The 25041-nt window shown below is 68.0% G+C and carries 27 protein-coding genes and 1 pseudogene; 3 read left to right on the top strand and 25 right to left on the bottom strand.

The window, feature by feature from the left end:
* The 8 genes from trbL to WAZ62_RS12995 form a co-directional block, all read right to left on the bottom strand.
* The coding region (trbL, locus tag WAZ62_RS13030) for a P-type conjugative transfer protein TrbL (RefSeq protein WP_422643968.1) at positions 1-845 on the bottom strand (845 nt) is incomplete at its 3' end.
* Between the two features lie 15 nt (positions 846-860).
* On the bottom strand, positions 861-1589 hold the full coding sequence (gene trbJ, locus WAZ62_RS13025) for a P-type conjugative transfer protein TrbJ (protein WP_109920227.1): 729 nt from the start codon (positions 1587-1589) through the stop codon (positions 861-863).
* Positions 1586-4027 carry a conjugal transfer protein TrbE gene (trbE, locus tag WAZ62_RS13020; protein WP_109920228.1) on the bottom strand — a complete coding sequence of 814 codons (2442 nt, stop codon included), beginning with the start codon at positions 4025-4027 and terminating at the stop codon, positions 1586-1588. The genes trbJ and trbE overlap by 4 nt, the downstream gene beginning before the upstream one ends.
* 4 nt (positions 4028-4031) lie before the next feature.
* Positions 4032-4289 (bottom strand): VirB3 family type IV secretion system protein, encoded by a 258-nt coding sequence (locus tag WAZ62_RS13015; protein ID WP_109920229.1) that lies wholly within the window; start codon positions 4287-4289, stop codon positions 4032-4034.
* Entirely contained in the window at positions 4289-4609 is a 321-nt protein-coding gene (locus WAZ62_RS13010) for a TrbC/VirB2 family protein (protein WP_109920230.1), read from the bottom strand. Before WAZ62_RS13010 ends, WAZ62_RS13015 begins: the two co-directional genes overlap by 1 nt.
* Positions 4606-5541 (bottom strand): P-type conjugative transfer ATPase TrbB, encoded by a 936-nt coding sequence (trbB, locus tag WAZ62_RS13005; protein ID WP_109920231.1) that lies wholly within the window; start codon positions 5539-5541, stop codon positions 4606-4608. Before trbB ends, WAZ62_RS13010 begins: the two co-directional genes overlap by 4 nt.
* Before the next feature lie 157 nt (positions 5542-5698).
* On the bottom strand, positions 5699-6118 hold the full coding sequence (locus WAZ62_RS13000) for a CopG family transcriptional regulator (protein ID WP_109920232.1): 420 nt from the start codon (positions 6116-6118) through the stop codon (positions 5699-5701).
* 9 nt (positions 6119-6127) lie between these two features.
* Complete coding sequence (locus tag WAZ62_RS12995; RefSeq protein ID WP_109920233.1) at positions 6128-8116, bottom strand: conjugal transfer protein TraG; 1989 nt, start codon at positions 8114-8116, stop codon at positions 6128-6130.
* A gap of 899 nt (positions 8117-9015) precedes the next feature.
* On the opposite strand from WAZ62_RS12995, the gene WAZ62_RS12990 reads away from it, so the two are divergent.
* The gene (locus tag WAZ62_RS12990) at positions 9016-9309 is read left to right on the top strand and encodes a type II toxin-antitoxin system ParD family antitoxin (RefSeq protein WP_109920234.1); all 294 of its coding nucleotides are present in this window, start codon (positions 9016-9018) and stop codon (positions 9307-9309) included.
* A gap of 2 nt (positions 9310-9311) precedes the next feature.
* Positions 9312-9683, top strand: coding sequence for a type II toxin-antitoxin system RelE/ParE family toxin (locus tag WAZ62_RS12985; protein WP_109920235.1), 372 nt, complete (start codon positions 9312-9314; stop codon positions 9681-9683).
* Positions 9684-9686: 3 nt separating this feature from the next.
* On the opposite strand, the gene WAZ62_RS12980 is transcribed toward WAZ62_RS12985, so the two are convergent.
* From WAZ62_RS12980 to WAZ62_RS12925, 12 genes and pseudogenes are all read right to left on the bottom strand, one after another.
* Positions 9687-11420, bottom strand: coding sequence for a relaxase/mobilization nuclease domain-containing protein (locus tag WAZ62_RS12980; protein ID WP_109920236.1), 1734 nt, complete (start codon positions 11418-11420; stop codon positions 9687-9689).
* Positions 11421-11652: 232 nt separating this feature from the next.
* Positions 11653-12381, bottom strand: a complete 729-nt coding sequence (locus tag WAZ62_RS12975) for a lytic transglycosylase domain-containing protein (RefSeq protein WP_422643967.1) — start codon at positions 12379-12381, stop codon at positions 11653-11655.
* 3 nt (positions 12382-12384) lie between these two features.
* Positions 12385-12720, bottom strand: a complete 336-nt coding sequence (locus tag WAZ62_RS12970) for a DUF736 domain-containing protein (protein WP_422643966.1) — start codon at positions 12718-12720, stop codon at positions 12385-12387.
* Complete coding sequence (locus WAZ62_RS12965) at positions 12704-13297, bottom strand: S26 family signal peptidase (protein ID WP_422643965.1); 594 nt, start codon at positions 13295-13297, stop codon at positions 12704-12706. Before WAZ62_RS12965 ends, WAZ62_RS12970 begins: the two co-directional genes overlap by 17 nt.
* Entirely contained in the window at positions 13294-13779 is a 486-nt protein-coding gene (locus tag WAZ62_RS12960) for a DUF2840 domain-containing protein (protein WP_422643964.1), read from the bottom strand. Before WAZ62_RS12960 ends, WAZ62_RS12965 begins: the two co-directional genes overlap by 4 nt.
* The gene (locus tag WAZ62_RS12955; RefSeq protein ID WP_422643963.1) at positions 13776-14015 is read right to left on the bottom strand and encodes a hypothetical protein; all 240 of its coding nucleotides are present in this window, start codon (positions 14013-14015) and stop codon (positions 13776-13778) included. The genes WAZ62_RS12960 and WAZ62_RS12955 overlap by 4 nt, the downstream gene beginning before the upstream one ends.
* Complete coding sequence (gene parA, locus WAZ62_RS12950) at positions 14012-14650, bottom strand: ParA family partition ATPase (RefSeq protein WP_422643962.1); 639 nt, start codon at positions 14648-14650, stop codon at positions 14012-14014. Before parA ends, WAZ62_RS12955 begins: the two co-directional genes overlap by 4 nt.
* A gap of 218 nt (positions 14651-14868) precedes the next feature.
* Positions 14869-15684, bottom strand: a pseudogene (locus tag WAZ62_RS12945) (replication initiator protein A); the annotation flags it as partial.
* Between the two features lie 14 nt (positions 15685-15698).
* Positions 15699-15983 carry a helix-turn-helix transcriptional regulator gene (locus WAZ62_RS12940; protein WP_422643961.1) on the bottom strand — a complete coding sequence of 95 codons (285 nt, stop codon included), beginning with the start codon at positions 15981-15983 and terminating at the stop codon, positions 15699-15701.
* A gap of 118 nt (positions 15984-16101) precedes the next feature.
* Positions 16102-16545 (bottom strand): DUF2285 domain-containing protein, encoded by a 444-nt coding sequence (locus WAZ62_RS12935; protein WP_422643960.1) that lies wholly within the window; start codon positions 16543-16545, stop codon positions 16102-16104.
* 100 nt (positions 16546-16645) lie between these two features.
* Positions 16646-16852: a transcriptional regulator domain-containing protein gene (locus WAZ62_RS12930; RefSeq protein WP_422643959.1), complete on the bottom strand. Its 207-nt coding sequence runs from the start codon at positions 16850-16852 to the stop codon at positions 16646-16648.
* Between the two features lie 106 nt (positions 16853-16958).
* A complete protein-coding gene (locus tag WAZ62_RS12925; RefSeq protein ID WP_422643958.1) occupies positions 16959-17258 on the bottom strand; it encodes a DUF2285 domain-containing protein in 300 nt (99 codons plus the stop codon).
* 150 nt (positions 17259-17408) lie between these two features.
* Here WAZ62_RS12925 and WAZ62_RS12920 point away from each other — a divergent pair, with 150 nt between their 5' ends.
* Positions 17409-17639: a helix-turn-helix domain-containing protein gene (locus tag WAZ62_RS12920; RefSeq protein ID WP_422643957.1), complete on the top strand. Its 231-nt coding sequence runs from the start codon at positions 17409-17411 to the stop codon at positions 17637-17639.
* A gap of 299 nt (positions 17640-17938) precedes the next feature.
* Here WAZ62_RS12920 and WAZ62_RS12915 read toward each other — a convergent pair whose 3' ends face one another.
* The 5 genes from WAZ62_RS12915 to WAZ62_RS12895 all read right to left on the bottom strand — a co-directional run.
* Complete coding sequence (locus WAZ62_RS12915; protein WP_422643956.1) at positions 17939-18262, bottom strand: DUF736 domain-containing protein; 324 nt, start codon at positions 18260-18262, stop codon at positions 17939-17941.
* Positions 18263-18897: 635 nt separating this feature from the next.
* Positions 18898-19389: a hypothetical protein gene (locus WAZ62_RS12910; protein WP_422643955.1), complete on the bottom strand. Its 492-nt coding sequence runs from the start codon at positions 19387-19389 to the stop codon at positions 18898-18900.
* 113 nt (positions 19390-19502) lie between these two features.
* Positions 19503-20435, bottom strand: a complete 933-nt coding sequence (locus WAZ62_RS12905; RefSeq protein ID WP_422643954.1) for a DUF2493 domain-containing protein — start codon at positions 20433-20435, stop codon at positions 19503-19505.
* A 304-nt stretch (positions 20436-20739) separates the two neighbouring features.
* The gene (locus WAZ62_RS12900; protein ID WP_422643953.1) at positions 20740-21792 is read right to left on the bottom strand and encodes a DUF7146 domain-containing protein; all 1053 of its coding nucleotides are present in this window, start codon (positions 21790-21792) and stop codon (positions 20740-20742) included.
* Position 21793: 1 nt separating this feature from the next.
* Positions 21794-25041 (bottom strand): strawberry notch family protein (locus WAZ62_RS12895; protein ID WP_422643952.1); only part of this gene is annotated, 3248 nt, incomplete at its 5' end.

The raw sequence follows: 25041 nt of genomic DNA, 5'->3' as shown, positions 1-25041 counted from the left end.
CCGGCGGCCAGGGCGGTGCCGACGGCCGAGCCGGCGCCGAGCTGCGGCCCGCCGGAGACGAGGCCATTGGCGATGCCGGGCCCGAAGATGCCGAGGCCGAGCATGGCCAGCGAGGCGAGGACGATCGCCATGGCTTCGTCGATGGTTGGCTGCTCGCCGCCGAAGCCGGCGGTGAACTCGCCGAACAGGCTGGAGGCGATGCCGACGATCACGGCGAGGACCAGCACCTTGATGCCGGAGGAGACGACATTGCCGAGCACCCGCTCGGCGATGAAGGCGGACTTGCCGAACAGGCCGAAGGGGATCAGCACGAAGCCGGCGAGGGTGGTGAGCTTGAACTCGATCAGGGTAACGAAGAGCTGCACCGAGAGGACGAAGAAGGCGAGCAGCACCAGGACCCAGGCGAGCAGCAGGCAGGCGATCTGGATGAAGTTCTCGAAGAAGGACCAGTAGCCCATCAGGTCGGACAGGGCCTGGAGCAGGGGCTGGCCGGCATCAAGGCCGGTCTGGGCGACGCGGCCGGGCCGCAGCAGGTCTTCGATGGCAAGGGCCGAGCCGCTGGCCGTCAGGCCCAGCCCCGCGAAGCTCTCGAAGACCACGCGGGCGAGCGTGTTCCAGTTGCCGATCAGATAGGCGAAGACGCCGACGAAGAGGGTCTTCTTCACCAAGCGGGCGAGAATGTCCTCGTCGGCACCCCAGGCCCAGAACAGGGCGGCCAGCGTCATGTCGATGGCGATCAGCGTTGTAGCGAGCCAGGCGACCTCGCCGTGGAGCAGGCCGAAGCCTGAATCGATGTAACGGGTGAAGACTTCCAGGAAGCGGTCGATGACGCCGGTGCCCTCCATGACGCGGTCCCGCCGTCAATCGTGGAACATGCGGGCGCTGCCCGGCACATAGCCGGTGCCGGGGGTGAGGAAGCGGCGGCGCTGCTCCCGTCCCTGCTCGGCGGCGGCGGCCCGCTCGGCCTCGGCGATGGCATCGGCCCTGCCGTTGGCGGCTACCACGGCGGTCAGGTCGGCGAGTTGCTGGGCCTGGAGGGCGAGCAGCTGGTTGCCGGCCTGGGTGGCCTGCAAGGCCCCGGCGGCATCCTGGCTGGCGCCCAAGAGGGCCGCCGTCTCGAGCCGGTTGGTGTCGATATTGCCGACGACTCCGGCCTGCACCCGCATGGCATCCTGAAGCCCGGCCACGGTATTGGACCAGCGCGCCCTGGCGCCGTCGATCAATTGCCGGTCCGTCGCCGAGATCGAGGCGGTGCCATAGGTGGTGGCGAAAGCCTGGTCGATCTGCTGAACGTCATAGGCGATGTTCCGGGCCTGCATCAGCAGGGACTGGGTGCGCTGGACCGAATACTGAAGTTCCCGCAGCGCGGTATAGGGCAGGCTCATAAGATTGCGGGCCTCGTTGATCAGCATCTGCGCCTCGTTCTGCAGCGAGACGATCTGGTTGTTGATCTGCTCGAGCGCCCGCGCGGCCTGGATCACGTTCTCGGCATAGTTCGAGGGATCGAAGACGATCCAGGCGGCCCGCGCCGGCGGCGCCAGCATGAGGGCGGCCGCGAGGCTCGCGGCAATCAGGGATTTGCGCGTCATGGCGCCACCTCATCGGAGTTGAGATTGTCTAGAGAGGGGATCAGGTCCGCGGCCCAGTCGAGGCCGCGCCGGCGCAGCCAGGCTTCGGCGAAGGCTTCGCGGCTCGTGGCCAACACCTCGTCGATCGCGGCGTGATCGGCTTTGGACGAGGCGGCGGTGAAGGCCAGCGCCACCTCGCCGAGGCCGAGTTCGAACAGGCGGTTGCCTTGGCGGGATTGGCAGTAGTAGTCGCGCTTCGGGATAGCCCGGGCGAGGATCTCGATCTGCCGGTCGTTGAGGCCGAAGCGGCGGTAGATCGCGGCGATCTGCGGCTCGACCGCGCGGGCGTTGGGCAGCAGCAGGCGGGTCTGGCAGCTCTCGATAATGGCCGGCGCAATCGCGGCGCCGTCGATATCGGCAAGGCTCTGCGTGGCGAAGATGACGCTGGCGTTCTTCTTGCGCAGGGTCTTCAGCCATTCCCGGATCTGCCCGGCGAAATCCTCGTCGTCGATGGCGAGCCAGGCTTCGTCGATCACGATCAGCGCCGGCGCACTGTCGAGGCGGGCCTCGATCCGGTGGAACAGATAGGCGAGCACGGCGGGCGCCGCGGCCGTGCCGATCAGGCCCTCGATCTCGAAGGCCTGGACATCGGCATCGCCAAGGTCCTCGCTGTCGGCATCGAGCAGCCGGCCGAAGGCGCCGCCCAGGCAATAGGGGCGCAGGGCCTGCTTCAGCCTGGCGGATTGGAGCAGCACCGAAACACCGGTCAGGGTGCGCTCCGCGACGGGTGCCGAAGCCAGCGAGGTCAGGGCCGACCACAGGTGTTCCTTGACCTCCGGCGTGGCCGGCACGCCCTCGCGGCGCAGGATGCCCGCCAGCCAGTCGGCAGCCCAGGCGCGGCCGGCGGTGTCGTCGATTTTTGCCAGGGGCTGGAAGGCGACGGTGGCCTCGCCGGCGATGCGGCCGCCGAGGTCATGCCAGTCGCCGCCCATGGCGAGCACCGCGGCCCGGATCGAGCCGCCGAAGTCGAAAGCGAAGATCCGGGCATCCTGGTAGCGGCGGAACTGCAGGGCCATCAGGGCGAGCAGCACCGACTTGCCGGCGCCGGTCGGCCCGACCACCAGGGCGTGGCCGACATCCCCGACATGCAGAGAAAACCGGAACGGGGTCGAGCCTTCGGTCTTGCCGAAGAGCAGAGGGGGCGCTGCCAGATGCTCGTCCCGTTCCGGCCCCGCCCACACCGCGGAGAGCGGCATCATGTGGGCGAGATTGATTGTGGAGAGCGGCGGTTGCCGCACGTTGGCGTAAGCATGGCCGGGCAGGGAGCCGAGCCAGGCCTCGACCGCATTGACCGTCTCCACCATGCAGGTGAAGTCGCGGGCCTCGATCGCCTTGGCGACGAGGCGGAGCTTCTCGTCGGCGAGGCGGGGATCCTCGTCCCAGACCGTGACCGTGGCGGTGACATAGGCGGCGCCGACGACATCGGCCCCCAGCTCCTGCAAGGCGAGATCGGCATCGGCCGCCTTGTTGGCGGCATCGGAATCCTGCAGGGCGGAGGCTTCGTTGGTCATCACCTCCTTCAGGATGGCGGCGATGCTCTTCCTCTTGGCGAACCACTGGCGGCGGATGCGGCCGAGCAGCTTCGCGGCATAGGGCTTGTCGAGCATGATCGCCCTTGTCGACCAGCGGTAAGGCAGGGCGAGGCGGTTCAGGTCGTCGAGGATGCCGGGCGTGGTCTGCCCCGGGAAGCCGAACACGGTGAGGGTGCGGAGATGGGCATCGCCCAGGCGCGGGGCGAGGCCGCCGGCCAGCGGCCGGTCGGCGAGGATCGCATCGAGATAGACGGGCACCTCGGGCACGGCCACCCGGTGGCGCGCGGTCGAGACGGTCGAATGGAGATAGGTCAGGGTCTCGGCGTCATCGAGCCAGGCGCAGGCCGGCATGATGCCCTCGACCAGTTGCAGCAGGCGCTCGGTCCGGTCGATGAACCCGTTCAAGACCTCGCGGCCATGACGGACCTCGCCGCCCTCTGGCGTGACATAGAGCAGACGCTCGGCCCGGGCGGCGCTCTCGGCCGGCGGCAGATAGAGCAGGGTCAGGAAGTAGTGGGATTCGAAGTGCGCGCCCTCTTCCTCGAACATGGCCTTGCGCTCGGCCTCGACCAGGGCCGAGGCCGGGTCGGGGAAGCGGCTGTCGGGATAGGCTTCAATAGGCACGCGCTGCGCCTCGACGAAGACGGCCCAGCCGGAGCCGAGGCGGCGGAAGGCGCCGTTCAGCCGGTTGGCGGCGGCCGCCAGTTCCGCGGGCTCGGAGGATTCGAGGTCCGGGCCGCGGAAGCGGGCGGTCCGTTGCAGGGAACCGTCCTTGTCGAGCACCACGCCGGGCGCCACCAGGGCGGCCCAGGGCAGGAAGTCGGCCAGGCGGTCGGCGCGGCGGCGATACTCGGCGAGATGCATCATGGTCTCAGACGTCCAGGTGCGACGGGATGCGCAGGTGGCGGCGCATGGCATCGACGAAGAGGGGATCGCGCCTGGCCGCCCAGGCGGCGGCGAGATGGCCCAGCGCGAAGAAGACGAGCCCGACTAGCCAGAGCCGGAGGCCCAGCCCCAGGGCCGCAGCCAGCGTGCCGTTCAGGATGGCAATCGAACGGGGTGCGCCGCCGAGCAGGATCGGCTCGGTCAGGGCGCGATGCACCGGGGCGGTGAAGCCGGGCAGGTCCATCAGACCAGCGCCCCGCCGCCGAAGGAGAAGAACGACAGGAAGAAGCTCGAGGCCGCGAAGGCGATGCTGAGGCCGAAGACGATCTGGATCATCCGCCGTGCCCCGCCGGAAGTATCGCCGAAGGCGAGCGCCAGGCCGGTGACGATGATGATCATCACGGCGATGATCTTGGCGACGGGGCCTTCGATGGAGAGCAGGATGCTCTGAAGCGGCGCTTCCCACGGCATGGAGGAACCGGCGGCCCGGGCCGTCCCGGAGAGGACAAGGGCCATGAAGCCCGCGGCCGCAGGGCCAAGGCGGCGGACAAGGGAAGTGTTCATGAGTGCTCTCCTGGAATGTCGTCGGTGGCAGGCTTCAAGCGGTAGTCGCCGTCCGGGCCGAGGCCGGTGACGCGGGCGAGTTCGGCCAGGCGGCGGTTGCTGCCCCGGCCGGCGAGCACGGCGATGACGTCGATGGTCTCGGCGATCAGCGCCCGGGGCACGGTGACCACCGCTTCCTGGATCAGCTGCTCGAGACGGCGGAGAGCGCCGAGGGCATTGCCGGCATGGATGGTGCCGATGCCGCCGGGATGGCCGGTGCCCCAGGCCTTCAGCAGGTCGAGGGCCTCGGGTCCCCGGACCTCGCCGATCGGGATGCGGTCGGGGCGCAGCCGGAGCGCCGAGCGGACGAGGTCGGAGAGAGAGGCGACGCCGTCCTTGGTGCGCAGAGCGACGAGGTTCGGCGCGGCGCACTGAAGTTCCCGCGTATCCTCGATCAGCACGATGCGGTCGCCGCTGCCGGCGACTTCCGCCAGCAGGGCGTTGGTCAGCGTGGTCTTGCCCGTCGAGGTGCCGCCGGCGACCAGGATGTTGAGGCGGCCCCTGACGGCTCGGCGGAGCGTCTCCGCCTGGGGCTCGGTCATGATGCCGGCGGCGACATAATCGGCGAGGGTGAAGACGGCGATCGCAGGCTTGCGGATCGAGAAGGCGGGGCCGGAGACCACGGGCGGCAGCAGGCCCTCCAAGCGCTCGCCGGTCAGCGGCAGTTCGGCGGAGAGCCGGGGCGCGCCGGCATGGGTCTCGACGCCGACGTGATGGGCGACCAGGCGGATGATCCGCTCGCCCTCGGCAGGGGACAGGCTCTCGCCGGTCGCCGCCATGCCGCCGGCGAGGCGGTCGATCCAGAGGGAACCGTCCGGGTTCAGCATCACCTCGGCGATGCCGGGATCGTCGAGGAAGCCGGCGATGGCGGGGCCAAGTGCGGTCCGCAGCATGCGGGTGCTGCGGTCGAGTGCTGGCTTGTCCGGTAGCTGAGACATCCGATCCCCCTCGCGTGACGCGACGGGGATGATTAGAGGGGGCGGACTCCGCTCCACTTCAACAAGGGGAATCCGGGCGTCGTAGCCTGGCGTGAAAAGACAGGCTACGGGATCAGCCCGCGTCCTTACCCTCGACATCGTCGGGGATTTCCTGGCGGAGGGCCGGGCCCTTGGCGAGGCGCCGGCCGAGTGCCGCGACGAAGGCGTCATAGCGCTCGCCGCCCTTGGCGCGGGCGGCAGCCTGCGTCGGCTCCGGCAGGGGCGGCGTGGCGATGAGCCAGTGGCGGACGAAGAGGGCGATGGTCTCGACCATGATGGTCTGGTCGCGTTCCACGCGCTGCAATTGCCTGCCCAGGTGATCGAGGCGGCGGGCCAGGGCCGCCTCCTGCCGTTCGGCGCCGTCGGGCGACAGGAAGGAAGCGATCGCAGCTTCCGCGATCATGGAGAGGGATTGCTGGCGTCTCGCCGCATAGTCGGCGAGCAGGCGCATGACGTCGGTATCGAGATAGACCGAGAGCCTTTCTTTCTTCATGGGTGCCCCTCAGAGTTCGATGCCGTCGCCGGGGTCCATCGCCGCCTGGCGGGCGACCTGCCTCATGGCACGGCGCGCGCTGCGCAGGCGGACGGCGTCCTCGTCCGGGTCGTCCGGCGGGTCGGGATCGAACTCGTTGAGGTCCGGCCTCGGGTTGGCGATGGGCTCAGGGTCTTCCAGCTCCGGCTGGCGGCGCTGGCCGCCGCTGACCGCTTCGTCGTCGGTGAAGAGCGGGGCTTCCTCTTCCTGCCCGCGAGGTGACGGGCGGGAGGGAAGCGGCAAGCCGGTCCAGTCGTCCGGGCTCGGTGTATTGCTGGCGCCGGTTGCCGGCGGCGGCAATATCCGTTCCCGAAAGCGCCTGTCCTCGAAGTAGCGGGTCTTGCGCGCCCGGATCGGCGGGATGCCGGCGACCATGACGATCTCGTCATCGGGCGGCAGCTGCATGATCTCACCGGGGGTAAGCAGGGGCCGGGCCGTCTCGGCCCGGGAGATCATCAGATGGCCGAGCCAGGGGCTCAGCCGGTGGCCGGCATAGTTCTTCATAGCCCGCAGTTCGGTCGCGGTACCCAGGGCATCGGAGACGCGCTTCGCAGTCCGCTCGTCATTGGTGGCGAAGCTGACCCTGACATGGCAGTTGTCCAGGATCGCATTGTTGGGGCCGTAGGCCTTCTCGATCTGGTTCAGGGACTGGGCGATCAGGAAGCTCTTCAAGCCATAGCCGGCCATGAAGGCCAGCGCACTCTCGAAGAAGTCGAGCCGGCCCAGCGCCGGGAATTCGTCGAGCATGAACAGCACCCGGTGGCGCTTCGCCTTCTCCTGCAGGTCCTCGGTCAGGCGCCGGCCGATCTGATTCAGGATCAGCCGGATCAGGGGCTTGGTGCGGCTGATGTCGGACGGCGGCACCACGAGGTAGAGGGTGGTCGGGGAATCGCCCGTGACGAGATCGGCGATCCGCCAGTCGCATTGCCGGGTCACCGTGGCGACCACGGGATCGCGGTAGAGCCCGAGGAACGACATGGCGGTGGAGAGCACGCCGGAACGTTCGTTCTCGGACTTGTTGAGCAACTCCCGGGCGGCCGAGGCCACCACCGGGTGCGGCCCGGCTTCGCCCAGGTGCCGGGTGGCCATCATGGCGGCCAGCGTCGCCTCGATCGGGCGCCGCGGGTCGGACAGGAAGGCGGCGACGCCGACGAGGGTTTTGTCCTTCTCGGCGTAGAGGACGTGAAGGATGGCACCGACCAGCAGGGAATGGCTGGTCTTCTCCCAATGGTTCCGCCGCTCGAGCGAACCCTCGGGGTCGACCAATACGTCGGCGACGTTCTGGACGTCCCGCACTTCCCATTCTCCGCGCCGGACCTCGAGCAGCGGGTTGTAGGCGGCCGACGCCGCATTGGTCGGGTCGAACAGCAGCACCCTGCCGTGCCGGGCGCGGAAGCCCGCCGTCAGGGTCCAGTTCTCGCCCTTGATGTCATGGACGATGGCGGAGCCCGGCCAGGTCAGCAGGGTCGGCACCACGAGGCCGACGCCCTTGCCCGAGCGGGTCGGGGCGAAGCAGAGCACATGCTCCGGACCGTCGTGGCGGAGGTAGTCCTTGCCGAGGCGGCCGAGCATCACACCATCCGCGCCCGTGAGGCCAGCCGCCGCGATCTCCTCCGGCATTGCCCAGCGGGCGGAGCCGTAGGTCGCGACATTCTTCGCTTCCCGGGCCCGCCAGACCGACATGCCGATGGCGATCGCGATCGCAAGAAGACCACCCGAGGCGGCGATCAGGCCGCCGGTCTCGAAGATGCCAGGGGCATAAGCGTCGAAGAAGTACCACCACCAGAACAGGGCCGGCGGGTAGTAAATCGGCATGCCGGCGATATGGAACCAGGGAGTGCCCAACTGGTCCTGGTAGCCCAGCTGCCAGGCCGCCCACTGCGTGGCACCCCAGATCGACAGCAGCACGATCAGGAAGACGGCCAGGATCTGGCCCCAGAGGATCTTTGTTGCCGACATGCTGCCACTTAAGATAGTGGGCGGAATTACAAAGTGAGGCGCAACAGAAGGGCGCTCAATAGAAACTCTTTATTGATCGGTACGTGGAGGGAATTGGCGAGGAAGCGCGTATAATTTGGCTTCTTTGCGGGTTGCATTGGCTGACGAGTAAAGAAATCGCGCCGTAAAAATTTTCGGCGCGATATGATATTACTTCATATCTATGTTATTTATTGATGCTGGAGAAAATATCATCTCCCATACCGTCGGCGATGTTGGGAATTATGATCTTTGGGTCCGTGCAACCGTTCTGTCTGTAAGGATCCGCATGGCCCAGAAGAACGCGATTTTCCACATTAAGGAGGTGATGGAAAGAAAAGCTAACATGACTAGAACGGGCGTGGCAGGTCCGCAAAGTAGCTCGCTAAGGGGCAGAAGGTTGGCTTTTTGCACTACCTCTGGCCCTACCTTCCAGACAGGGACGGCATAGAACCAGGATTCCAGGCCGGAGATAGCCAGAAAGAGCAGCAGAAACACGGTCGGTATGTCGTTATTGGTGCGCCATCGTTTGGGGAATTTCTTAGATATATGAGAGATCGCTAATTTGAGGCGAAAATAAGTCGTTTTGATCTGTTCTAAATCTGACGGCATTTTGTGCTCCTTGCCTCATATTGATTGCGCTGAATACTAGCGTTGAATTGATATATTGAGTAGTGATATCAGAGGTGATTCGTGAATTTCATGATCGCGAAACACCTCAAATTGCTGATGAATCCTTCAGTGAAGTGTCGCGGATATAGGTTGCATCATTTGTGAGCGAGTCAGGCGGAAAAAGGAATGCAGCGGAAAAAGGAATGCGTTGGCATAGTATGCCAATTATGCTATCGTGTAGCCTCAAACTAATGCTGTAAGATGCCGCCATGCCCACGCGCAACGTCGTGCTGACCGAACATCATGAGGCCGTCATCGACCGGCTGGTGAAATCCGGCCGCTATCAGAATGCCAGCGAGGTGCTGCGCGAGGGCCTGCGCCTGATCGAGCAGCGGGAAGCGCTCGATGCAGCGAAGCTCGACGCCTTGCGGGAGTCCGCACGGGTCGGGTTCGGCGATCTGGAGGAAGGGCGGTTTGTCAGCCTGACGAGCGATACCCTGGACGAGTTCGTCGGTAACCTGGGCCGGGAGGCCGAGGCGAGGGTGCGCAAGGTAGGCCGATAACTGTGGCTGCCGAACTCCGCCTCTCGGCGACGGCCCGGGAGGACATCGTCGACCTGCTCGCCTGGACGACCGAGCATTTCGGGGAACAGGCCCGCCTGCGCTATGAGCGTCTGATCGTGACCGCCCTGCGCGATCTCGCCGAGGATCCCGAGCGGATGGGCAGCATCGACCGCGCCGAACTCGGCCTGCATGTCCGTAGCTATCACCTGCGCCACAGCCGCGACCGGGTGCCTGGCGAGAAGGGCGTCGTTCGCCGTCCCCGGCATTTCCTGCTGTACCGCGTCTCACCCGCCGGCGTGATCGGTGTCGGCCGCGTGCTGCACGACGCGATGGAACTCGATCGCCATCTGCCGTCGCTCTACGGCGACGAATAGGCCTTACAAGCCGAGACCCTTCTTCCGTCCTGAGTTCCAGTCGATGCCGCCGTCAGGCCGGCCGATGCCGCTCACCTGCTGACCGAGGCGCTTCTCGATGGCTGGTGACCAGGGCACGAGCTTGAACCCGAGGCCGTCGTCGATCATGGCGAAGCTGCCGGAGGCGAGCGCGAAGCGCCGACGATAGAGGCCCGAGATGGGACTGCTGGGTTCCGGTTGCTCGAAGGCAAGGCCGGTCTCCTTGGCCAGGGTCTCGCCGAGCGCGTCGACCTCCCGGCGCCGAAGCGTATCGAGCAGGTTGCGGGCATAGATGACACGCTGGTCTGTTCGGCGGGCGAGGCCTTGCTCGGTGAGATGATTGGTTCGCCGCGCCAGGGCTTCGCGCACCTCCGCGCCGAAGCCGGTTTCGGCCAGGGGCAAGGGATCGCGCGAGACGGCCTGACGGTCGAGCCAGGTGGCGCCGGCCGCGGTGACCTGCTGTTCCAGCGAATAGTCCGAATGGGTCGCCAGCATCATGTGGTGCCGGCCCCCTTTGTCGGTGAACCTTCGCAGCTCGACGATCGAGCCCGGCGCACTGTCGCCCGCGGCATCGAGGTCGGGCAGGCGGAGGTGATGGGTGCGACCGTCGGTGCCGTCGACGATGGCGAAGGCCGTGCCCTTCAATTCGTCGTCCAGGCCCCGCTCGACGAGGCGGCCGATGATCGGGGCGTCTTGCTGTTCGCCGGCGAGGACATAGCTGGAGGCGGCGCGTTCGATCCCCTGTTCGGCGAGGCCGCGGTGAATGCGCTTGATGACGTCGCCGCGTTCGCCGAGTTTCCGCAGTGTGGCCTCGGCTTCTTCCGCCATCACCCATTGGCCGGGGCCGAATTCCCGGGCGAGGCCGAGGGCTTCGAGCTTCCGGAGCCGGCCCACCTTCAGGACATGGAAGGCGTCGGGCTGCTCGCCGGCGCGCGGGGCGAGGTCGATGAGCCCGAGGCCGCCATCATGGCGCAGTTGCCGGTCGAGCGCGGTCCAGCGTTCGCTCTCCACCTGCTGTTCCAGCGCACGGCGGATCTCGTGGTCGGTGCGGGGCCCCAGTTCCCGCGTGATCAGGTCGCGGGCCCGATCGCGGAGGCCCTGCTTGATGTAGTCCCGGGCGATGACGAGGTTCTCGCCGTCGTCGCGCACGCCGCGCACCAGGATGTGGAGATGGGGGTGGCCCGTGTTCCAGTGATCGACGGCGACCCAGTCGAGCTTGGTGCCGAGATCCTGTTCGGCCTGGGCCATCAGGTCGCGGGCGAAGCCGCGCAGGTCCGCCATCTCGGGGGAATCGTCGGGTGAGACGATGAAGCGGAAGTGATGGCGATCGTCCTTGCAGCGCTCGGCGAAAGCCTTGCCGTCGGCCTCATCGGTGGCAGGGCCGAACAGCCTGGCCTTCTCACCGTCGCGGGTGACGCCGTCCCGCCGCAGGTAGGCGATATGGGGCGCGAGCGAGGCGCCCCGCAGGCCGGCGCGGACGACACGGGCCTTGATCACGGCGCCGCGTGTCCGGCCGGTGATCAGCCGGTTGGCGATGACGGTGGCTCGCTTGCCCCGACCGAAGTGGGAGCGGTTTCCCTTTGAGATCTTGCCGGCCCGGGAGACAGTGCCGCCGGCCTTCCGTGTGGCGGCCAGCGCCTGGGCGACGAAGGGCCGGACGCGCTGGGCCTGGGGCGATCGGATGCGTCCCGGTCGGATGCGGAAGTCGTCATCCGTCATCGCCGACTTCCTGCACCTCGCGCGAGAAGCGCGGATCGCCTCGGTTTGAAGGCCGGCAGTGAGGTGCGGTGGAACGGCACACATCGCGGATCGTGGGTGTAAGTCCTTGAACTTGCTGCATCCCCATCCGCCACACCTCGCATTCCTTTATCCTGCCTTAGTACTGTCGCGTGTCGGCCCTTCCCCCAAACCACGCTGTAACGTCCAGAATTGCGATCGCCGATAGACCATTTCATGGGTGAGGCCCCGAGATGAAGATGCCTGATGAGACCGGGGCGAGGCGGGCGACAGCCACCATCGGGCCATCATCGGAGGCGCTGTCGGCTTGCTGACGCGGCACCAGCCGATCGTCGGCGGACGACACGCCGGTGGTGATGATGAAGATCGGCGCCGCGGCCCAGGCGTCACCGGCCGGGCGCAGCCCGCCGGTAGCCGGGATTGCAGCCGTGCCGTCGATCGCCGGCTGCAGGGCGGCGACATAGGCGACGGTTTCGGGGGGAAGGGCGCGGCCGGTCGAGAGATGGTCCGTATAGCGGCCGGGGCCCGCGTGATAGGCCGCGAGGAAGCCGAAGGCGCCGAAGCGGTCGTACATCTCGCGCAAGTAAGCCGTGCCCGCCATGACGTTGTCGCACGGATCGAACGGGTCCGCGCCCAAGGCGTAGCGGGCGCGAAGATCCGCCCAGGTCTCGGGCATCACCTGCATCAGGCCCATGGCGCCGGCGGTAGAGACGGCGTCTGGGTCGCCGCCACTCTCCGCCCGGATCACGGCGCGGATCCAGGCCTCGGGCAGGCTGAAGGCCTGCGAGGCCGCCGCGATGTGCCGGTCGATCTCGCGGCCGTCGATGGACCTTTCGGTTGCCGCCGCCGCGTCGGCCGGCGGCGGTAGCGAAGCGATGCCGGGAAGGAGAAGGAGCAGGGCGAAGCCCGCGAGCTTCGATGCCCGGCGGCGCAGCGACGGCATCGTTCAGGCCTTGTCGGCAGGCTTCGACGGGCGGCTCCAGTGCAGCGACCAGGCCGTGCCGTCGGCGCCGGCCTGGAACAGGTTGGCGCGGATCGGCTGCACGAAGACGGGATCGTCGATCTGCAAGGCGAGGAAGTCGCCGGCCCGCTCGCCGGTGCGCTTCCAGGCGGCGCCGATCTCCGGCCCGTCGGCTTGGTCGAGGTGGATGCGGAAGGCCGGCGAAGCCCCGGCCTCCGCGTGTTCCACGGGCACGAGAACCACATCGATGTCGAAGGCAAGGCTGCGGATGCGGCCGGTGAAGCCGGTTTCCGTGCGGGTGAACTCACCGATCTGTGGCATGGGATGCTCCTGTCTTGGGTTTGGGGAGGGGATGTTCGGCCTGCGGAGGCGGGGCCTTCGGCTCGTCGTCCGGCCGCTCGATCCAGAGCGGGACGGCGACGCCGATCACGGCGGACAGCGGCAAGGGGCCGAAGTAGCGGCCGTCCAGGCTGTCGTGGATCTCGGGGTTCAGCAGGAAGACCTCGTCGGAGCCGAGCCGGCGGCAGCCCTGCCAGACCGGCAGGGCACGGCCACGCCGGTCGCGCGACAGCGCGCGGGCGACCGGCTTGCCGTCGACCGTGACCACAAGGCCGGTCCGGCACACGGTCTGCTCCTTCAGCGCGACCACATGCTTCAGCAGGGGTACGCCGTCCGGCAGATAGCCGCCGCCCGCCAGGAAGCGCGCCAGCGCGTCCGGCGGGGCCACGGCGACGATGTCGCCGATGGCCGGCGGGGTGCCGGGGCGGATCAGGTAGAGGCCGATCGGCGTGCTGGCGGAGGCGTTCCACAGCAGGCGAGGTGCCATCGGATGGAGCGCCGGGACGACGAGGGCGGCGGCCGCGAGGCTCGCCGTCACGAGGAGGCCGGCGCGGCTCATGGCCGGATGCTCCGGCGTTTCAGCCAGGCGCGATGGCGAAGCAGCGTGTAGGGGCGTGGGTCGCCGCCGGCGAGCAGCCGATGGTGCATGTGACGCCAATATTCCGGCGCGACGGCGGCGGGCGGAACGCCCTGCGCCTCGATCGCGTCGATCAGGCGGAACACTTGCTCGACCTTGGATCCGCCCTGCGCGGTCAGCAGGATCTCGGCGCCGGGGCGGACGAAAGGCAGGGTCTGGTACGGAGCACCGGTCGGCAAGGCGCGCAGGATGTCGAGCCGGGAGAATACGGCGCCGCTATCGCTGGCGGTCCAGCGGGCGAAGGCGAAGACGGCGTCTGGGGCGAAGCCGACGACGCGGCGGTGGCGGTCCAGTGTGCGCTCGGCGATGTAATCGCCGAAGCGCAGCCAGTATTCGCATTGCTTCTCCCGCCAGGTCAGTTCGACCTCGGTCAGGCCGGCGAAGGGATCGGTGGCGGACATCATGGCTGTCCTCCATCAGTTTCCGGAAAATGACGTTCCAGCAACTCGCGCAGCATGTCGGCGACGGTCAGGCCGCGGGCAAAGGCCGCGATCTTGATCCGGCCGCGCAGCGCCGGTGTGACGTCGATGGTCAAGCGTGCCGTGAAGATCCGGGCGTCAGCCCGGCCTTTCGGCACGGGCGCTTTCACCCAGCGCTCGGCATCGCCGGGCCGCGCGGCGAAGATGCGCTTGCTCGTCATGGCGCGAGCCTTCCGACCTCGGCGGCCAGGGCCGCGATCTCGTTCGCGGCGATGCTGTCCGCGTCGATCTCCGCGGCGAGACGGCCCGTCTGGGCCGCATCGGCGAAGACGATGCGCTGCCCGACGGTGGCTGCCAGCACGGGCGGATCGTGATCCGCCAGCGTCGCGGCGGTCTCGCGGGCGATCACCGTGCGCGCGGCACAGCGGTTGAGCACGAAGCGCGCGACGAGGCCTGGCTTGAAGAGGCGCGCCTCGTCGAGGAGGCGCAGCATCTCGGCCGAGGCCCAGCCATCGAAGGGTGAGGGTTGGACGGGGATCAGCACGACGTCGGCCGCCAGCAGGGCGGAGCGCATCAGCGCGGCAACCCGGGGTGGCCCGTCGATGATCAGGTGATCGACATCGCCGGCCAGGCTCGGCACTTCCCGGTGCAGCGTCTCGCGCGGCAGGCCCACTGTCCCGAACAGGCGCCCGGCCCCGCTCCGGGCCCGCTGGGCCGCCCAGTCGAGCGCGGACCCCTGCGGGTCCGCATCGACCAGCAGGCCCCTCTTTCCTTCCTGGGCCCATTGTCCGGCGAGGTGCAGGGCGAGGGTAGTCTTGCCGGTGCCGCCCTTCTGGTTGAGGAGGGCGACGATCATAGCGCCCGTCCTTGACCGATGTTGTCCCGGCTTTGCACCGGACCAACATCATCAATGTTAGAGTCTATGTTAGATAAGTTAGGGGAGCTGATTTCCCCTCCAGCGCAATGGGTTAAGAGCTGTTTGGGTTCCCGATAGCACGAGTCTTCGGTTCCCGATAGCACGATAGTCGGAGTTCCCGATAGCACGAGGGGTTTCACAGGATATCCACAGGCTTCAGGCTCGAAGGCGAGCAGGGGGCGGCCCCCTGCTTCCATTTCGACCGCGAGCCTGTAACCCGGCAGGGGCTGGCGACGGATGATGTCGCGAAGCTCGAAGGCGAAGCGCTTGAAGGGGGAGAGACTGCCGGACTTCTGGTGCAGATGGCGGAAGTCGAGGCGCCAGCCCCTGGGCTGGCGTCCGCCGTGCTTGCGCACCAGACGGTAGAGCCAGCGGTCCAGCCCGCCGGTCAGGTCGAAGTAGGCCCGGTCGATGGTCAGCACCAGGGCATCGTCCAGGACCGCCCGGTAGAACCAGTCGGGCACGATCAACTCGATCCCGCCTGGATGGCCGCCGCCGCTGGCATGCTCGACCCACTCGTTGATCCAGGAGAAGCGATGCAGGCGCTTCTCGCTCGCCTGGCGCAGGGAGGTGGCGACGCTTGTCGACTGAAGGCGGTCGAAGGCCGCGCGGAGACGCTGATAGTCCCGTAGCGAGGTGCCCCGGCCGATGAAGGTCAGGATCTCATAGGGACTGGCCGCCATCAGGCGCGAGGTGCGGAGGCCCGCGTCGCGCGCCTCGACGATCTGGCTCGCGGCCCAGATCAGCACGTCGGCATCCCAGATGGTGGCCATGCCGTGCTCGGCGACGGCCTCGACCCGGATGGTGATCTCGCCCGAGCGGAAGTCGATGGGCGTGACACGGGGCGTCTTGGCCAGGCTGAAGAAGGGATAGGCCATCAGGTCCTGGGCATCGCGCGGGGCGAGATCGCCGGGCAGGGCACGGAACAGTTCGAGTTGGTCGCGCTCTGACCGGCGGGGATGGCGATGGGACATCGCGGGATCCCGCCTCAGCGCCGGGGCTTGCCGGCGTAGGGGATGAGGTCCGGCTTCTGGCGCTTCGCCGGCAGCACGGTGCCCCGGCCGGGATCAGAGGTGGAGGTCTTGGCGCCCCGGTCGGCCCAGGCTTGCAGATCCTCGAGGGCATAGACCACCCGGCCGCCGAGCTTGCGGTAGGCGGGGCCGGTGCCATAGGTGCGGTGTTTCTCGAGGGTACGGCCGGATAGGCTCAGGAAGCGGGCGGCTTCGGGGGTGCGCAGGAAGCGCGGCGGCAGGTTGGCGGGATTGGCGGACATGATCGAGCCTCCGTGGGTGAAGCCGTCCGGATCGGCGCCGGGCGGCGGTCAGGGAGGAGGCTGGCGGAGGAGACCTGCGCAGGGGGATGGTGAAGGCAGGGACGGAAGAACCGCCACCCTAGCGGCGGCGGCGCAGCAGGCGGCGATAGCCGCCGCGGAGCAGGGTGACGCCGTCCCGGACGAGGCGGATCGTGGTGTCGCGGAGGGAACAGGTCTTCCACGGAAACGCAGCGACCCGGCGCAGGCCGAACAGCGATTCAGCGACTGCCCGGTAGGCGGCGCCGGCGCCATGGCCGTCGAGGGCACGAAGAACCTGCCGCAGGCGGCAACGGCGCTGCCGGGTGAGGCGGGCATCGGGCGGCACGCTGCTGGATGCCCGGATCAGGCGCGCGACGGCGTCCAGCCGTTCCGCGCCGTGCCGGTCGAGGATGACGAGCGCCGCGAGCATCCCGTTCGGCGCGGGGTCGCCCGAGATCAGGACGCGGAGGTCGCTGCCCGCGACGATACCCAGCCGGTCACCGTCGGGGCCTCTGTGGACGGTCTCGATCGCGGACAGGGGCACAGCTTCCCAGGCTTCGGGGAGGGGCGGCGCCGGAACGAGCAGGACGAGGCCGGGATCGAGGCCCGGCGTCCAGAAGGCGCGGGCCTGGCCGGCCGGAAGATCAGGATCGACAGGGAAACATCAGGCCCCAGCGCGCGCGGAACGCGGCCGCCGCTGCAGGATCGCCGTCGCCGGCCATGAGGGCGGCGTAGTCGCGCCGGTAGTCGGGATTGCGGCGCAGGAATTCCCAGGCGAGGTCGGGGGCGGCGAGGCCGTCGAGGTAGTCGTAAGCCTCGGGGTTCCTCCAGTTCGACGGAATCGTGCCCATCAACGCCCTCCTGTATCCGGCATGGTCAATGCTCGGATAGCGAGTTTTCAGGAAAGGCGGGAGGTGGGAAGTCCCGGATTCGGCATCGCGTGATGCCGAAACTCGGTCACTGTCCGGGAGGATTTGCGCCCAGGGCCACGACGTCTCGGTAGCCTCGTTCCGCCAGCCAGCGGGCGCGGGCGAGGTGGCTGTCGTAGACAAGGCGTGCCCGCCCCGGCTCGCGACCGGCATCGATGCCGAAAATCAGCGACACGGCCTCGCGCCAGTCGGCGCCTTCGGCCGCGGCGTCGAGCAGCCGGAAATAGCGCCCGGCCTGCTGCCGGTCGTAGTCGGTGAGCGCCGGCTGATCTGGTGCGTGATCCTGGAAGGGTTGCGTCACGTCTGCCCCCATGACGAGTGCGCTCACCCTATCCGGTTTGACGATCGTCTCAAGGCCGATTGGTCCTGTGCAGGAACGAGATGCCTCGAAGGTGAGGACATTCCTCACGGATCCGCCCAAGTATTTGTCGAGAATACTCCGTGGAGAAATACTCGACAAGCTCGTGTCCTCTCGAACATGGAGATACGAGCGATCCTGGCCGAGAATCTGAAGCGATACCGAAAGGCGCAGGGCCTGTCGCAGGAAGAGCTCGCGCACCGGGCCGGGATCGACCGGACCTATATCAGCTCGCTGGAGCGGAGCGTCTATGCCGCCGGCATCGATGTCGTCGACCGCCTGGCCAAGGTCCTCGGTATCGAGGCGGCGGACCTTCTGCGTCGCCCCACCGACGGGCTGGAGGGCGAGTGACTCTGTTAGGAACAGTCTGGGGGGGGGGGGGGAAATAGATGGAGGGAACCGTCTCTCCTTTCCCGTGGGAGGATGTTTGTAAGGAGGGGCATAGCCCTTCCTTCAAGGGGGAGAGTTTGAGAGGGGCGGCTTGCCCCCCTCTCATGAGGACGTCCGGCCGGTCGATCCGGCCGGAGGGCCTGTTCATGCTGTCTACCATCCCGCCGCCGCCGACAGAAAGAAGGCGGAGCTTACGTTTCCCCGGGCCCTCACGGCAAAGGCTCCCGCCCGGCCGGGGCCGGGCGGGGCGCCCTGGCGGCTCAGTCGCCGTTGCTCTTCCGGCCGCGCGACCAGATGAGCGAGTAGCCTTCCCCGTCCTCGTCGTCGAACAGGTTGGCGTAGATCGGGGCGGTGAAGCTCGGGTCGTCCAGCTTCAGGCCGAGGTAAGCCCGCCCTTCGTTGGACTTCTTGGTCCAGGCGGCCCCGATCTCAGCGCGGCCGACCAGGACGCGGTGGCTGGGGGCGTTGTCGCCGTTGCCCCGGGTCTCGGGGACGATGCGGACGTTCTTGGCCTGGACGGAGAGGGTGACGATCTCGCCGGTGTATTCGTTGCCGGACTTCTTGAAGGTGCCGATGGTGGCCATGTGAGTTCTCCTTGGGTCTGTCTCGAGCCCACGACCATCGCGGCCTCGATGGTGATCGGCAGGCCGAAGGCGATCGGCGCCGCACCCGCTTGCGGGCCGGAACGAAGAGGAGGGCGGCGACGGGACGCTTTCTTGCCTCGCGAGGAATGCGGGCTTGCCCGCAGGGGAAGAAAGTGGCCGGGCGGCGTTGCGGCATAGGCGATCGAGGCGAAGCCGGCCTTCGGCCAGATCAAGCCATGGAGAGGCCGTGGGGGCGGGTGACGTGACCTTCCAAGACCAGGGAGGGCTCATAAGGCCATCTGGGAGCATCGGGATTGCAGCAAGGCGCCGGTGGGGGCTCCATCTCGGTCCAGGATGCTTCGCATGGTGCGGGGAGTGGGGAACATCGGTCTCGCGATCTGTCGTGTCCTGGCCGGCCGTGCCGAGATCCGGGTTGTCGGTGCAATGGGAGGGACTTGGGGCGTTTCTGCGCCGACAGGGCGGGCGATGTGCTGCAACGGTGCTTTTGCCGGTCTGTTCGGCGACGAGGACGGGGAAGGTTGCTGTCCTTCGATCTTCAGCGGTGCGGGCGAAGGCGTCAGTGTCGTCAAGGGTGTCCCACCCGGCCCGGCCGGGCGGGAGCTTTCCCGGGAGCGTCACTTGCCGGGCTGGCGGAAGCCCGCCGTCTGCATCCAGGCGCCGCTGCCGGCGATCATGGCGCCCATGATGGAACAGGCCGTCTGCCAGCCCGCTGACGGTATCACTAGGGTGGAGATCCCGTGAATGGTGCTGTAGCCGGCAATGGCTGCCGGCACCGCGAACATCAGGGCAATGGCGATCTGAAGCCAGAGCGGGCGTGCAACGGCGATCAGCAATTGCCCGGCGGCAAATGTGATGCCGCCGGCAGCACTGCCGAGAAGGAAGGCGGGGATGACGCCAGCGCCCTGATCTAGGGCCCAGAGGCCGACGGTCGTGCCGGCGAACAGGGGCAAAGCAAAGCGGGCGAGGCTGAACAGCAGCCAGCAGAGAAATAGGGAGCCAGCGAGCGAGCTGACGATGCCGAGCGCAATCATGGCGGTGGCCTCCGTGCAAAGATCGGACGGTTGCGCCAGCCACCACCTTCCACGGCGCAGGTTCAGGAATAGCATGACGGGAGCCGAGCCGGAACGTCCGGTTGCCGGCTCGATGATCCGTTTTGCCGTGAACCCGTAGCCCCGGCTCCACGGCAAAGCGGTTTTGCGGCATTACGGAACGGCGGCGCTCAGGCGCCTCCTTTCGGGATGCGCCAGACCGGGATGCCGGCCATGCGGGCCTTGTCGGCGAGATTGTCCTGGATGCCGGTGCCGGGGAAGACCAGGACCCCGATCGGCAGTTCGGCCAGCAGGGCGTCGTTCCGCTTGAACGGGGCGGCTTTGGCGTGCTTCGCCCAGTCGGGCCGGAAGGCGATCTGCGTGACCTTGCGGGTATCGGCCCAGCGGGCGGCGATATGTTCGGCGCCCTTGGGCGAGCCGCCGTGCAGCAGGACCATGTCGGGGTGGCGGGCGTGGGCCTTGTCGAGCCGGTCCCAGATCGTGCGGTGGTCGTTGTAGTCGAGCCCGCCGGTGACGGCGATCTTCGGGCCCTTCGGCAGGAGAACCGTGGTGTCGGCCCGGTGCTTGGCGGCCAGGAAATCCCGGCTGTCGATCATGCTGGCGGTCATCATGGTGCGGTTGACCTTGGAGCCGGAGCGGGGGCGCCAGGTCGAGCCGGTATGGCGCTCGAAATGGTCGGCGGCCTGGTCGCGGAAGAACTCCATGCCGTTCCGCCGTTCGATCAGCGTGATGCCCTCAGCGGTCAATCGTTCCAGTTCGACCGAGCGAACTTCGGACCCGTCCTGTTCCCGTTGGCTGCGGCGCTGTTCCTGCTCGTTGCCGTCGAGATCCCGTTCGATGCGGTCGATCGCGCGGTGGAACAGGTTCACGGTGGCCCAGAGCAGGTCGTCGAGATCGGCTTCGAGGCGGGTGTCGCGCAGGCTGGTGATGAGAGCATCGAAGATGTCGGCCACGGCGCCGGAGACGATGCGGGGCTCGGGCAGGGGCCTCGGGTCGGGTTCGTCCTCGTAAGGACGGTGACCGTAGAGCTGGAGTTCGGTCAGCAGGTGAGCGGTGGGCGAGGCGCCCTGCGCTTCGTGGCCGGTGTCGTCATGGATCGTCATAGAGTGCCTCCTTCGGTGGCTCGGCCGCGTCCGTCGCGGCCTTCATGGCGACGGAAGACGGCGGGCGAGCCGGAACCGCACCGCCGGGGCGAAGCCCGGCGGCCGGAGCGCAGCGGAGGATGGCGAAGGGGGCGGCTATTTTGCCTGGCGATGTAAAGGCGGGGTACCCGCCGACGGAAAATAGCCGCGCCCCGCCATTGCGGTGCCGGTCCGTTTGCCGTCCCGATCGCCTCTGAAGAAGGCCGTGGCGCGGCCCTCTGCCGGTGGGGAGGCGCGGATGATCCGATGCCGAGCCGGAACGTGCCTATCGCCGTCTCGGCCGCAGGATCGGTTGGCGGATGAGAAACCGGAGAACGTCTTCCGGTGCGAGCTGGGGCCGGAGGGCTGACCGGATCCTGTCGCCCCCGAAGGTGCAGAGGTCTTCGTTGAAATCCCCGAGGCTGGGGGTGAGCGGAAGCGCTTCGATCCCCGCATCCTGTGCCCGGGTGACCAGTTGGTCCCGTGCCTTCAGGCCGGCGGCATCATCGTCATGGGCGACATAGAGCCGGCGAAGGGTCGGCGGCAGGATCAGGCTGGCGAGATGCGTGGCCGAGAGGGCTGCGACCATCGGCATCGTCGGCAGGACAATGCGCAGCGAGAGCACCGTCTCGATACCTTCGCCTGTGGCCATGACATCCTGCACCGTCCCGAACCGCACACCCTTGCCGAGCAGATGGCCCATGGCCCGCCGCGGTGTCGCGATCGCGGCCTTGCCGCTGCCTGCCGGATCGAGCCAGGTGCGGTGCACGCCGGTGATCCTGCCGTCGAGATCGGTGACGGCGGCGATCATGGCGGGACCGGCCTGACGCAGCGATGTTCCCTCCACCCGGTAGTAACATGACGGGTGGTATCGGAGCGTGGCGGTTTCGTGCAGAGCTGTGATCCCGCGGTTACGGAGATACGTTTCCACGATTGTGCCCGTAATCGGCTTTGCCATGGCGAACAACCGGCGAGGGGCATCGGTTGAGCGGTAGGGCCCCAGCGCCGGCAGATATACCGGTGTCGGTGGGCGAGGGTTCCCGAGGAACCTCCGTGCCTCTTCGATGACGTCCCGGAAATCCCGAAGACCGCAGGCTTCCCGGATGATGTCGAGCAGGTCGCCGTGCTCGCCCGTGGCGGCATCTGTCCATCTGCCCATCGCCCCCTTGCCGGTGGCCGGCCCGGTCAGGCGGACGAAGAGCGAGCGGCCGGGTGTGTTGCGGGCATCGCCCACCAGCCAGTAGCGCCCCTCGCGATGGCCGGCGGAGAGATAGTGCCGGCAGACGGCCTCTGCATCGCGGGCAAGCCGCGATGCCAGTTCGGTGGCGTTCTCCGCCATGTCAGGCGACCTCCCGGTCGGCGACGCGGCGGACGGGGTAGGTGCGGAAGAGGCGGGAGAGCACCTCGATGCCGCGCTCGTCGGTCGGCACGAAGAAGCGCAGCGTCCAGGCGATGATCTCGGCGAAGAGGCCATAGGCCCTGAGCCGGTCGCGCATCGTCTCGGCGAAGCCCGAGAGTTCGATGCGGTGACCGCCCAGGACCCGGACGCGCCGGAGGTCGAGCCCCTCCTCGAGCGAGATCACGGTGCTGCCTGCCAGCAGGGCGGCGAAGGCCGCCTCCGAAGTCAGATCGGCCGGCGTCGCAGCGGTCACGCCGGCGACCCAGGCCGGCGAGACCCGGCGCCCGACGATCCGCTCGCCGCCATCCGTCTCCAGGCGGTAGACTCGCGTGCCCTCGGCCGGCAGCCGCTTCCAGATCGGCAGCAGCAGGCCGGCGACAATGTGGATCGTGGTCTTGCTGAAGGCGGGGATCTCGTCCAGTTCCGCCTGCCAGGCGGCGGCGAAGGTGTTGCGGCCGGCGGTCTGCCAGAGGGTCTCCGGCATCAGCCTGACCGGGATGGTCTGGCTCTCCAGGGGCCGGACGAGGCGGATGCGCTGCTCGATCTCGCCGTCGTCGAGCATGATGCTGGCGGCCGGGATCTCGACGGCCGCCCGGCCCGAGCGGCTGTTCACCAGCAGCCGGGTCTTGCCGTGGCGCAGCAGGTCGAGCGCCTCGTCGAGCGTGGTGGGGTGATTGCGCCGGTGCTCGGCGATAGTGAGCAGGCGGCTCTCGGCGCCGGTCGCCGCATGGGTGTGGATCACCGTGCGGGCGGTGACCGTGAAGCGTTCCGCCGTCAGGGTCTCCAGGCCGGCATCATAGGTGCCGGCGGCGATCGCCCCCTCGATCCGGCCGGCGAGGATCTGCTCGAAGGCGGTGAAGAGGATGTCCTGGAGGGCGAGCGGCAGGGCCAGCATCCGATTGAGGAAGGTGGTGATCGGCGGAAGCTCGTCCCGGATGCCGTTCGCATCCATCAGGCTGAGGCCGGTCGCGTCCTCGAAGCGGCCGAGTGTGCAGCCCTCGATCCGGCCGCGCACGAGCAGCAGGTAGAATTGGCGCAGCGCGTCGCGGGCATAGTGGCTTTCCAGATTGTCCTCCGGCCGGAACATCCCCTGGCCGCCGGTCTGGCGCTGGCCGCGCGTGATCGCCCCGAGCGTGTCCAGCCGCCGCGCGATGGTGGAGAGGAAACGCTTCTCGGCCTTGACGTCGGTGGTCACGGGCCGGAACAGGGGTGGTTGCATCTGGTTGGTGCGGTTGGTCCGGCCCAGCCCTTGGATGGCCGCATCCGCCTTCCAGCCGGCTTCGAGCAAGTAGTGAACCCGGAGGCGACGGTTCCGCGCCCCGAGATCGGCGTGATAGCTGCGCCCGGTGCCGCCCGCCTCCGAGAACACCAGGATGCGCTTCCGGTCGTCCATGAAGGCCTGGGTTTCGTCGAGGCTGGCGGAACCCGGCCGGTTCTCGACCGTCAGGCGGTCGCCCTTGCGGGTGATGCGGCGTCCGCGTCCGGTCACCTCGGCGACCATCTCGGTGCCGAAGTGCTGGATGATCTGGTCGAGGGCGCCGGGCACCGGCGGCAGCGCCGCCAGCGTCTCGATCAGCCGGTCACGGCAGGCGACGGCCTCGCGGTTCTCGACCGGCTGGCCGTCGCGGAACACGGGACGGGAGGAGAGATTGCCCGAACTGTCGGTGAAGGGCTCGTAGAGCTGCACCGGGAAGGAATGGTGAAGATAGTCGAGGACATATTCCCGCGGCGTGATGTCGAGGCGGAGGTCGCCCCAGTCTTCCGCCGGGATCTCGGCCAGGCGGCGCTCCATGAGCGCCTCGCCGGTCGAGACGAGCTGGATCACGGCGGCATGGCCCGCCGCCAGATCCGCCTCGATCGCGCGGATCAGGGTGGGCGTCTTCATACCGGTGATCAGGTGGTTGAAGAAGCGCTGCTTCGTACTCTCGAAGGCCGAACGCGCGGCGGACTTCGCCTGGGCATTCAGTGTGCCGCTCGCGCCGGTGATGTTCGCGGCCCGCATGGCGGCATCGAGATTGCGGTGGATGATGCCGAAGGCATCGGCATAGGCATCGTAGATCCGCCGCTGCGCTGGTGTCAGCGCGTGCTCGATCATCTCGTATTCGACGCCCTCGTAGGAGAGTGAGCGCGCGGTATAGAGGCCGAGGGCCTTCAAGTCCCGGGCCAGTACTTCCATGGCCGCAACGCCGCCGGCCTCGATCGCGCCGACGAACTCTGTCCTGGTGGCGAAGGGAAAATCGTCCCCGCCCCAGAGGCCGAGGCGCTGGGCATAGGCGAGATTATGCACGGTGGTCGCGCCGGTCGCCGAGACATAGACCACGCGGGCCGCTGGCAACAGGTGCTGGAGGCGGAGGCCGGCGCGGCCCTGCTGCGAGGCGGTCTGTTCGCCGCGTTCCCCCGACTGGCCGGCGGCATTCTGCATGGCATGGCTTTCGTCGAAGATGATCACCCCGTCGAACTCTTCGCCCAACCATTCGACGATCTGCCGCACCCGGGAAGCCTTGCCCTCGCGCTCGTCGGTGCGGAGCGTGGCATAGGTGACGAACAGGATGCCTTCCGCGAGACGGATCGGGCTGCCCTGGCGGAAGCGGGCGAGCGGCGTCACCAGCAGGCGCTCCATGCCGAGCGCCGACCAGTCGCGCTGGGCATCCTCGATCAGCGTATCTGAGCGGGAAATCCAGACCGCCCGGCGCCGGCCCTGCAGCCAGTTGTCGAGCAGGATGCCGGCGACCTGACGGCCCTTGCCGGCACCCGTGCCGTCGCCGAGGAACCAGCCCCGCCGGAAGCGCACCGCGTCCGGTGCATCCTCGGCAGCAGCGGTGGCGAAGTCGCCGGTCTTGCCGACGTTCCAGGTGCCCGCGAGGAAGCCCGCATGGGCTTCGCCGGCCTGGATCACGCTTTCCAGCTGGGCGTCCGACAAAAGGCCCTCGGTGACGACACGAGCCGGGAGGCGCGGGCGGTAGGACGGCTTCGGCGGGGCAACCGAGGCCATGGCCGAGGATTGCACCAGCCGGGTCGGATGCGGCTTCGCACCGGGAATACGGATCGATTGCAAGTCGTAAGGTTCATAAAGCGTGTCCGTGAGATTGCCCGCCGGTGGTGACCAGTCTTGGGTCTCATAGGCGAGTTTGATGGCATCGAGGACCGGGACGGCGTCTTGGCCGATCACTGCCGGAGAAGGCGCGGGAC

The sequence above is a fragment of the Zavarzinia sp. genome, from assembly GCF_049306435.1.
In the GTDB taxonomy this organism is placed as follows: domain Bacteria; phylum Pseudomonadota; class Alphaproteobacteria; order Zavarziniales; family Zavarziniaceae; genus Zavarzinia.
The sequence above is the reverse complement of the archived record's forward strand: the minus strand, read 5'-3'. Positions and strand labels throughout refer to the sequence as shown.

Coding starts and splice junctions, on each gene's coding strand:
- WAZ62_RS12910 (WP_422643955.1), bottom strand. CDS start 19,389: ATGCTATTCCTGAACCTGCGCCGTGGAAGGTGGTGGCTGGCGCAACCG.
- WAZ62_RS12930 (WP_422643959.1), bottom strand. CDS start 16,852: ATGGGCACGATTCCGTCGAACTGGAGGAACCCCGAGGCTTACGACTAC.
- WAZ62_RS13015 (WP_109920229.1), bottom strand. CDS start 4,289: ATGGACCTGCCCGGCTTCACCGCCCCGGTGCATCGCGCCCTGACCGAG.
- trbJ (WP_109920227.1), bottom strand. CDS start 1,589: ATGACGCGCAAATCCCTGATTGCCGCGAGCCTCGCGGCCGCCCTCATG.
- WAZ62_RS12960 (WP_422643964.1), bottom strand. CDS start 13,779: ATGATGTCCGCCACCGATCCCTTCGCCGGCCTGACCGAGGTCGAACTG.
- WAZ62_RS12940 (WP_422643961.1), bottom strand. CDS start 15,983: ATGTCCGCCAATCCCGCCAACCTGCCGCCGCGCTTCCTGCGCACCCCC.
- WAZ62_RS12900 (WP_422643953.1), bottom strand. CDS start 21,792: ATGGCGGAGAACGCCACCGAACTGGCATCGCGGCTTGCCCGCGATGCA.
- WAZ62_RS12975 (WP_422643967.1), bottom strand. CDS start 12,381: ATGCCGTCGCTGCGCCGCCGGGCATCGAAGCTCGCGGGCTTCGCCCTG.
- WAZ62_RS12920 (WP_422643957.1), top strand. CDS start 17,409: ATGGAGATACGAGCGATCCTGGCCGAGAATCTGAAGCGATACCGAAAG.
- WAZ62_RS12965 (WP_422643965.1), bottom strand. CDS start 13,297: ATGAGCCGCGCCGGCCTCCTCGTGACGGCGAGCCTCGCGGCCGCCGCC.
- trbB (WP_109920231.1), bottom strand. CDS start 5,541: ATGCTGCGGACCGCACTTGGCCCCGCCATCGCCGGCTTCCTCGACGAT.
- WAZ62_RS12995 (WP_109920233.1), bottom strand. CDS start 8,116: ATGTCGGCAACAAAGATCCTCTGGGGCCAGATCCTGGCCGTCTTCCTG.
- parA (WP_422643962.1), bottom strand. CDS start 14,650: ATGATCGTCGCCCTCCTCAACCAGAAGGGCGGCACCGGCAAGACTACC.
- WAZ62_RS12970 (WP_422643966.1), bottom strand. CDS start 12,720: ATGCCACAGATCGGTGAGTTCACCCGCACGGAAACCGGCTTCACCGGC.
- WAZ62_RS12990 (WP_109920234.1), top strand. CDS start 9,016: ATGCCCACGCGCAACGTCGTGCTGACCGAACATCATGAGGCCGTCATC.
- trbE (WP_109920228.1), bottom strand. CDS start 4,027: ATGATGCATCTCGCCGAGTATCGCCGCCGCGCCGACCGCCTGGCCGAC.
- WAZ62_RS12905 (WP_422643954.1), bottom strand. CDS start 20,435: ATGACGATCCATGACGACACCGGCCACGAAGCGCAGGGCGCCTCGCCC.
- WAZ62_RS12915 (WP_422643956.1), bottom strand. CDS start 18,262: ATGGCCACCATCGGCACCTTCAAGAAGTCCGGCAACGAATACACCGGC.
- WAZ62_RS13010 (WP_109920230.1), bottom strand. CDS start 4,609: ATGAACACTTCCCTTGTCCGCCGCCTTGGCCCTGCGGCCGCGGGCTTC.
- WAZ62_RS12955 (WP_422643963.1), bottom strand. CDS start 14,015: ATGACGAGCAAGCGCATCTTCGCCGCGCGGCCCGGCGATGCCGAGCGC.
- WAZ62_RS12980 (WP_109920236.1), bottom strand. CDS start 11,420: ATGACGGATGACGACTTCCGCATCCGACCGGGACGCATCCGATCGCCC.
- WAZ62_RS13000 (WP_109920232.1), bottom strand. CDS start 6,118: ATGAAGAAAGAAAGGCTCTCGGTCTATCTCGATACCGACGTCATGCGC.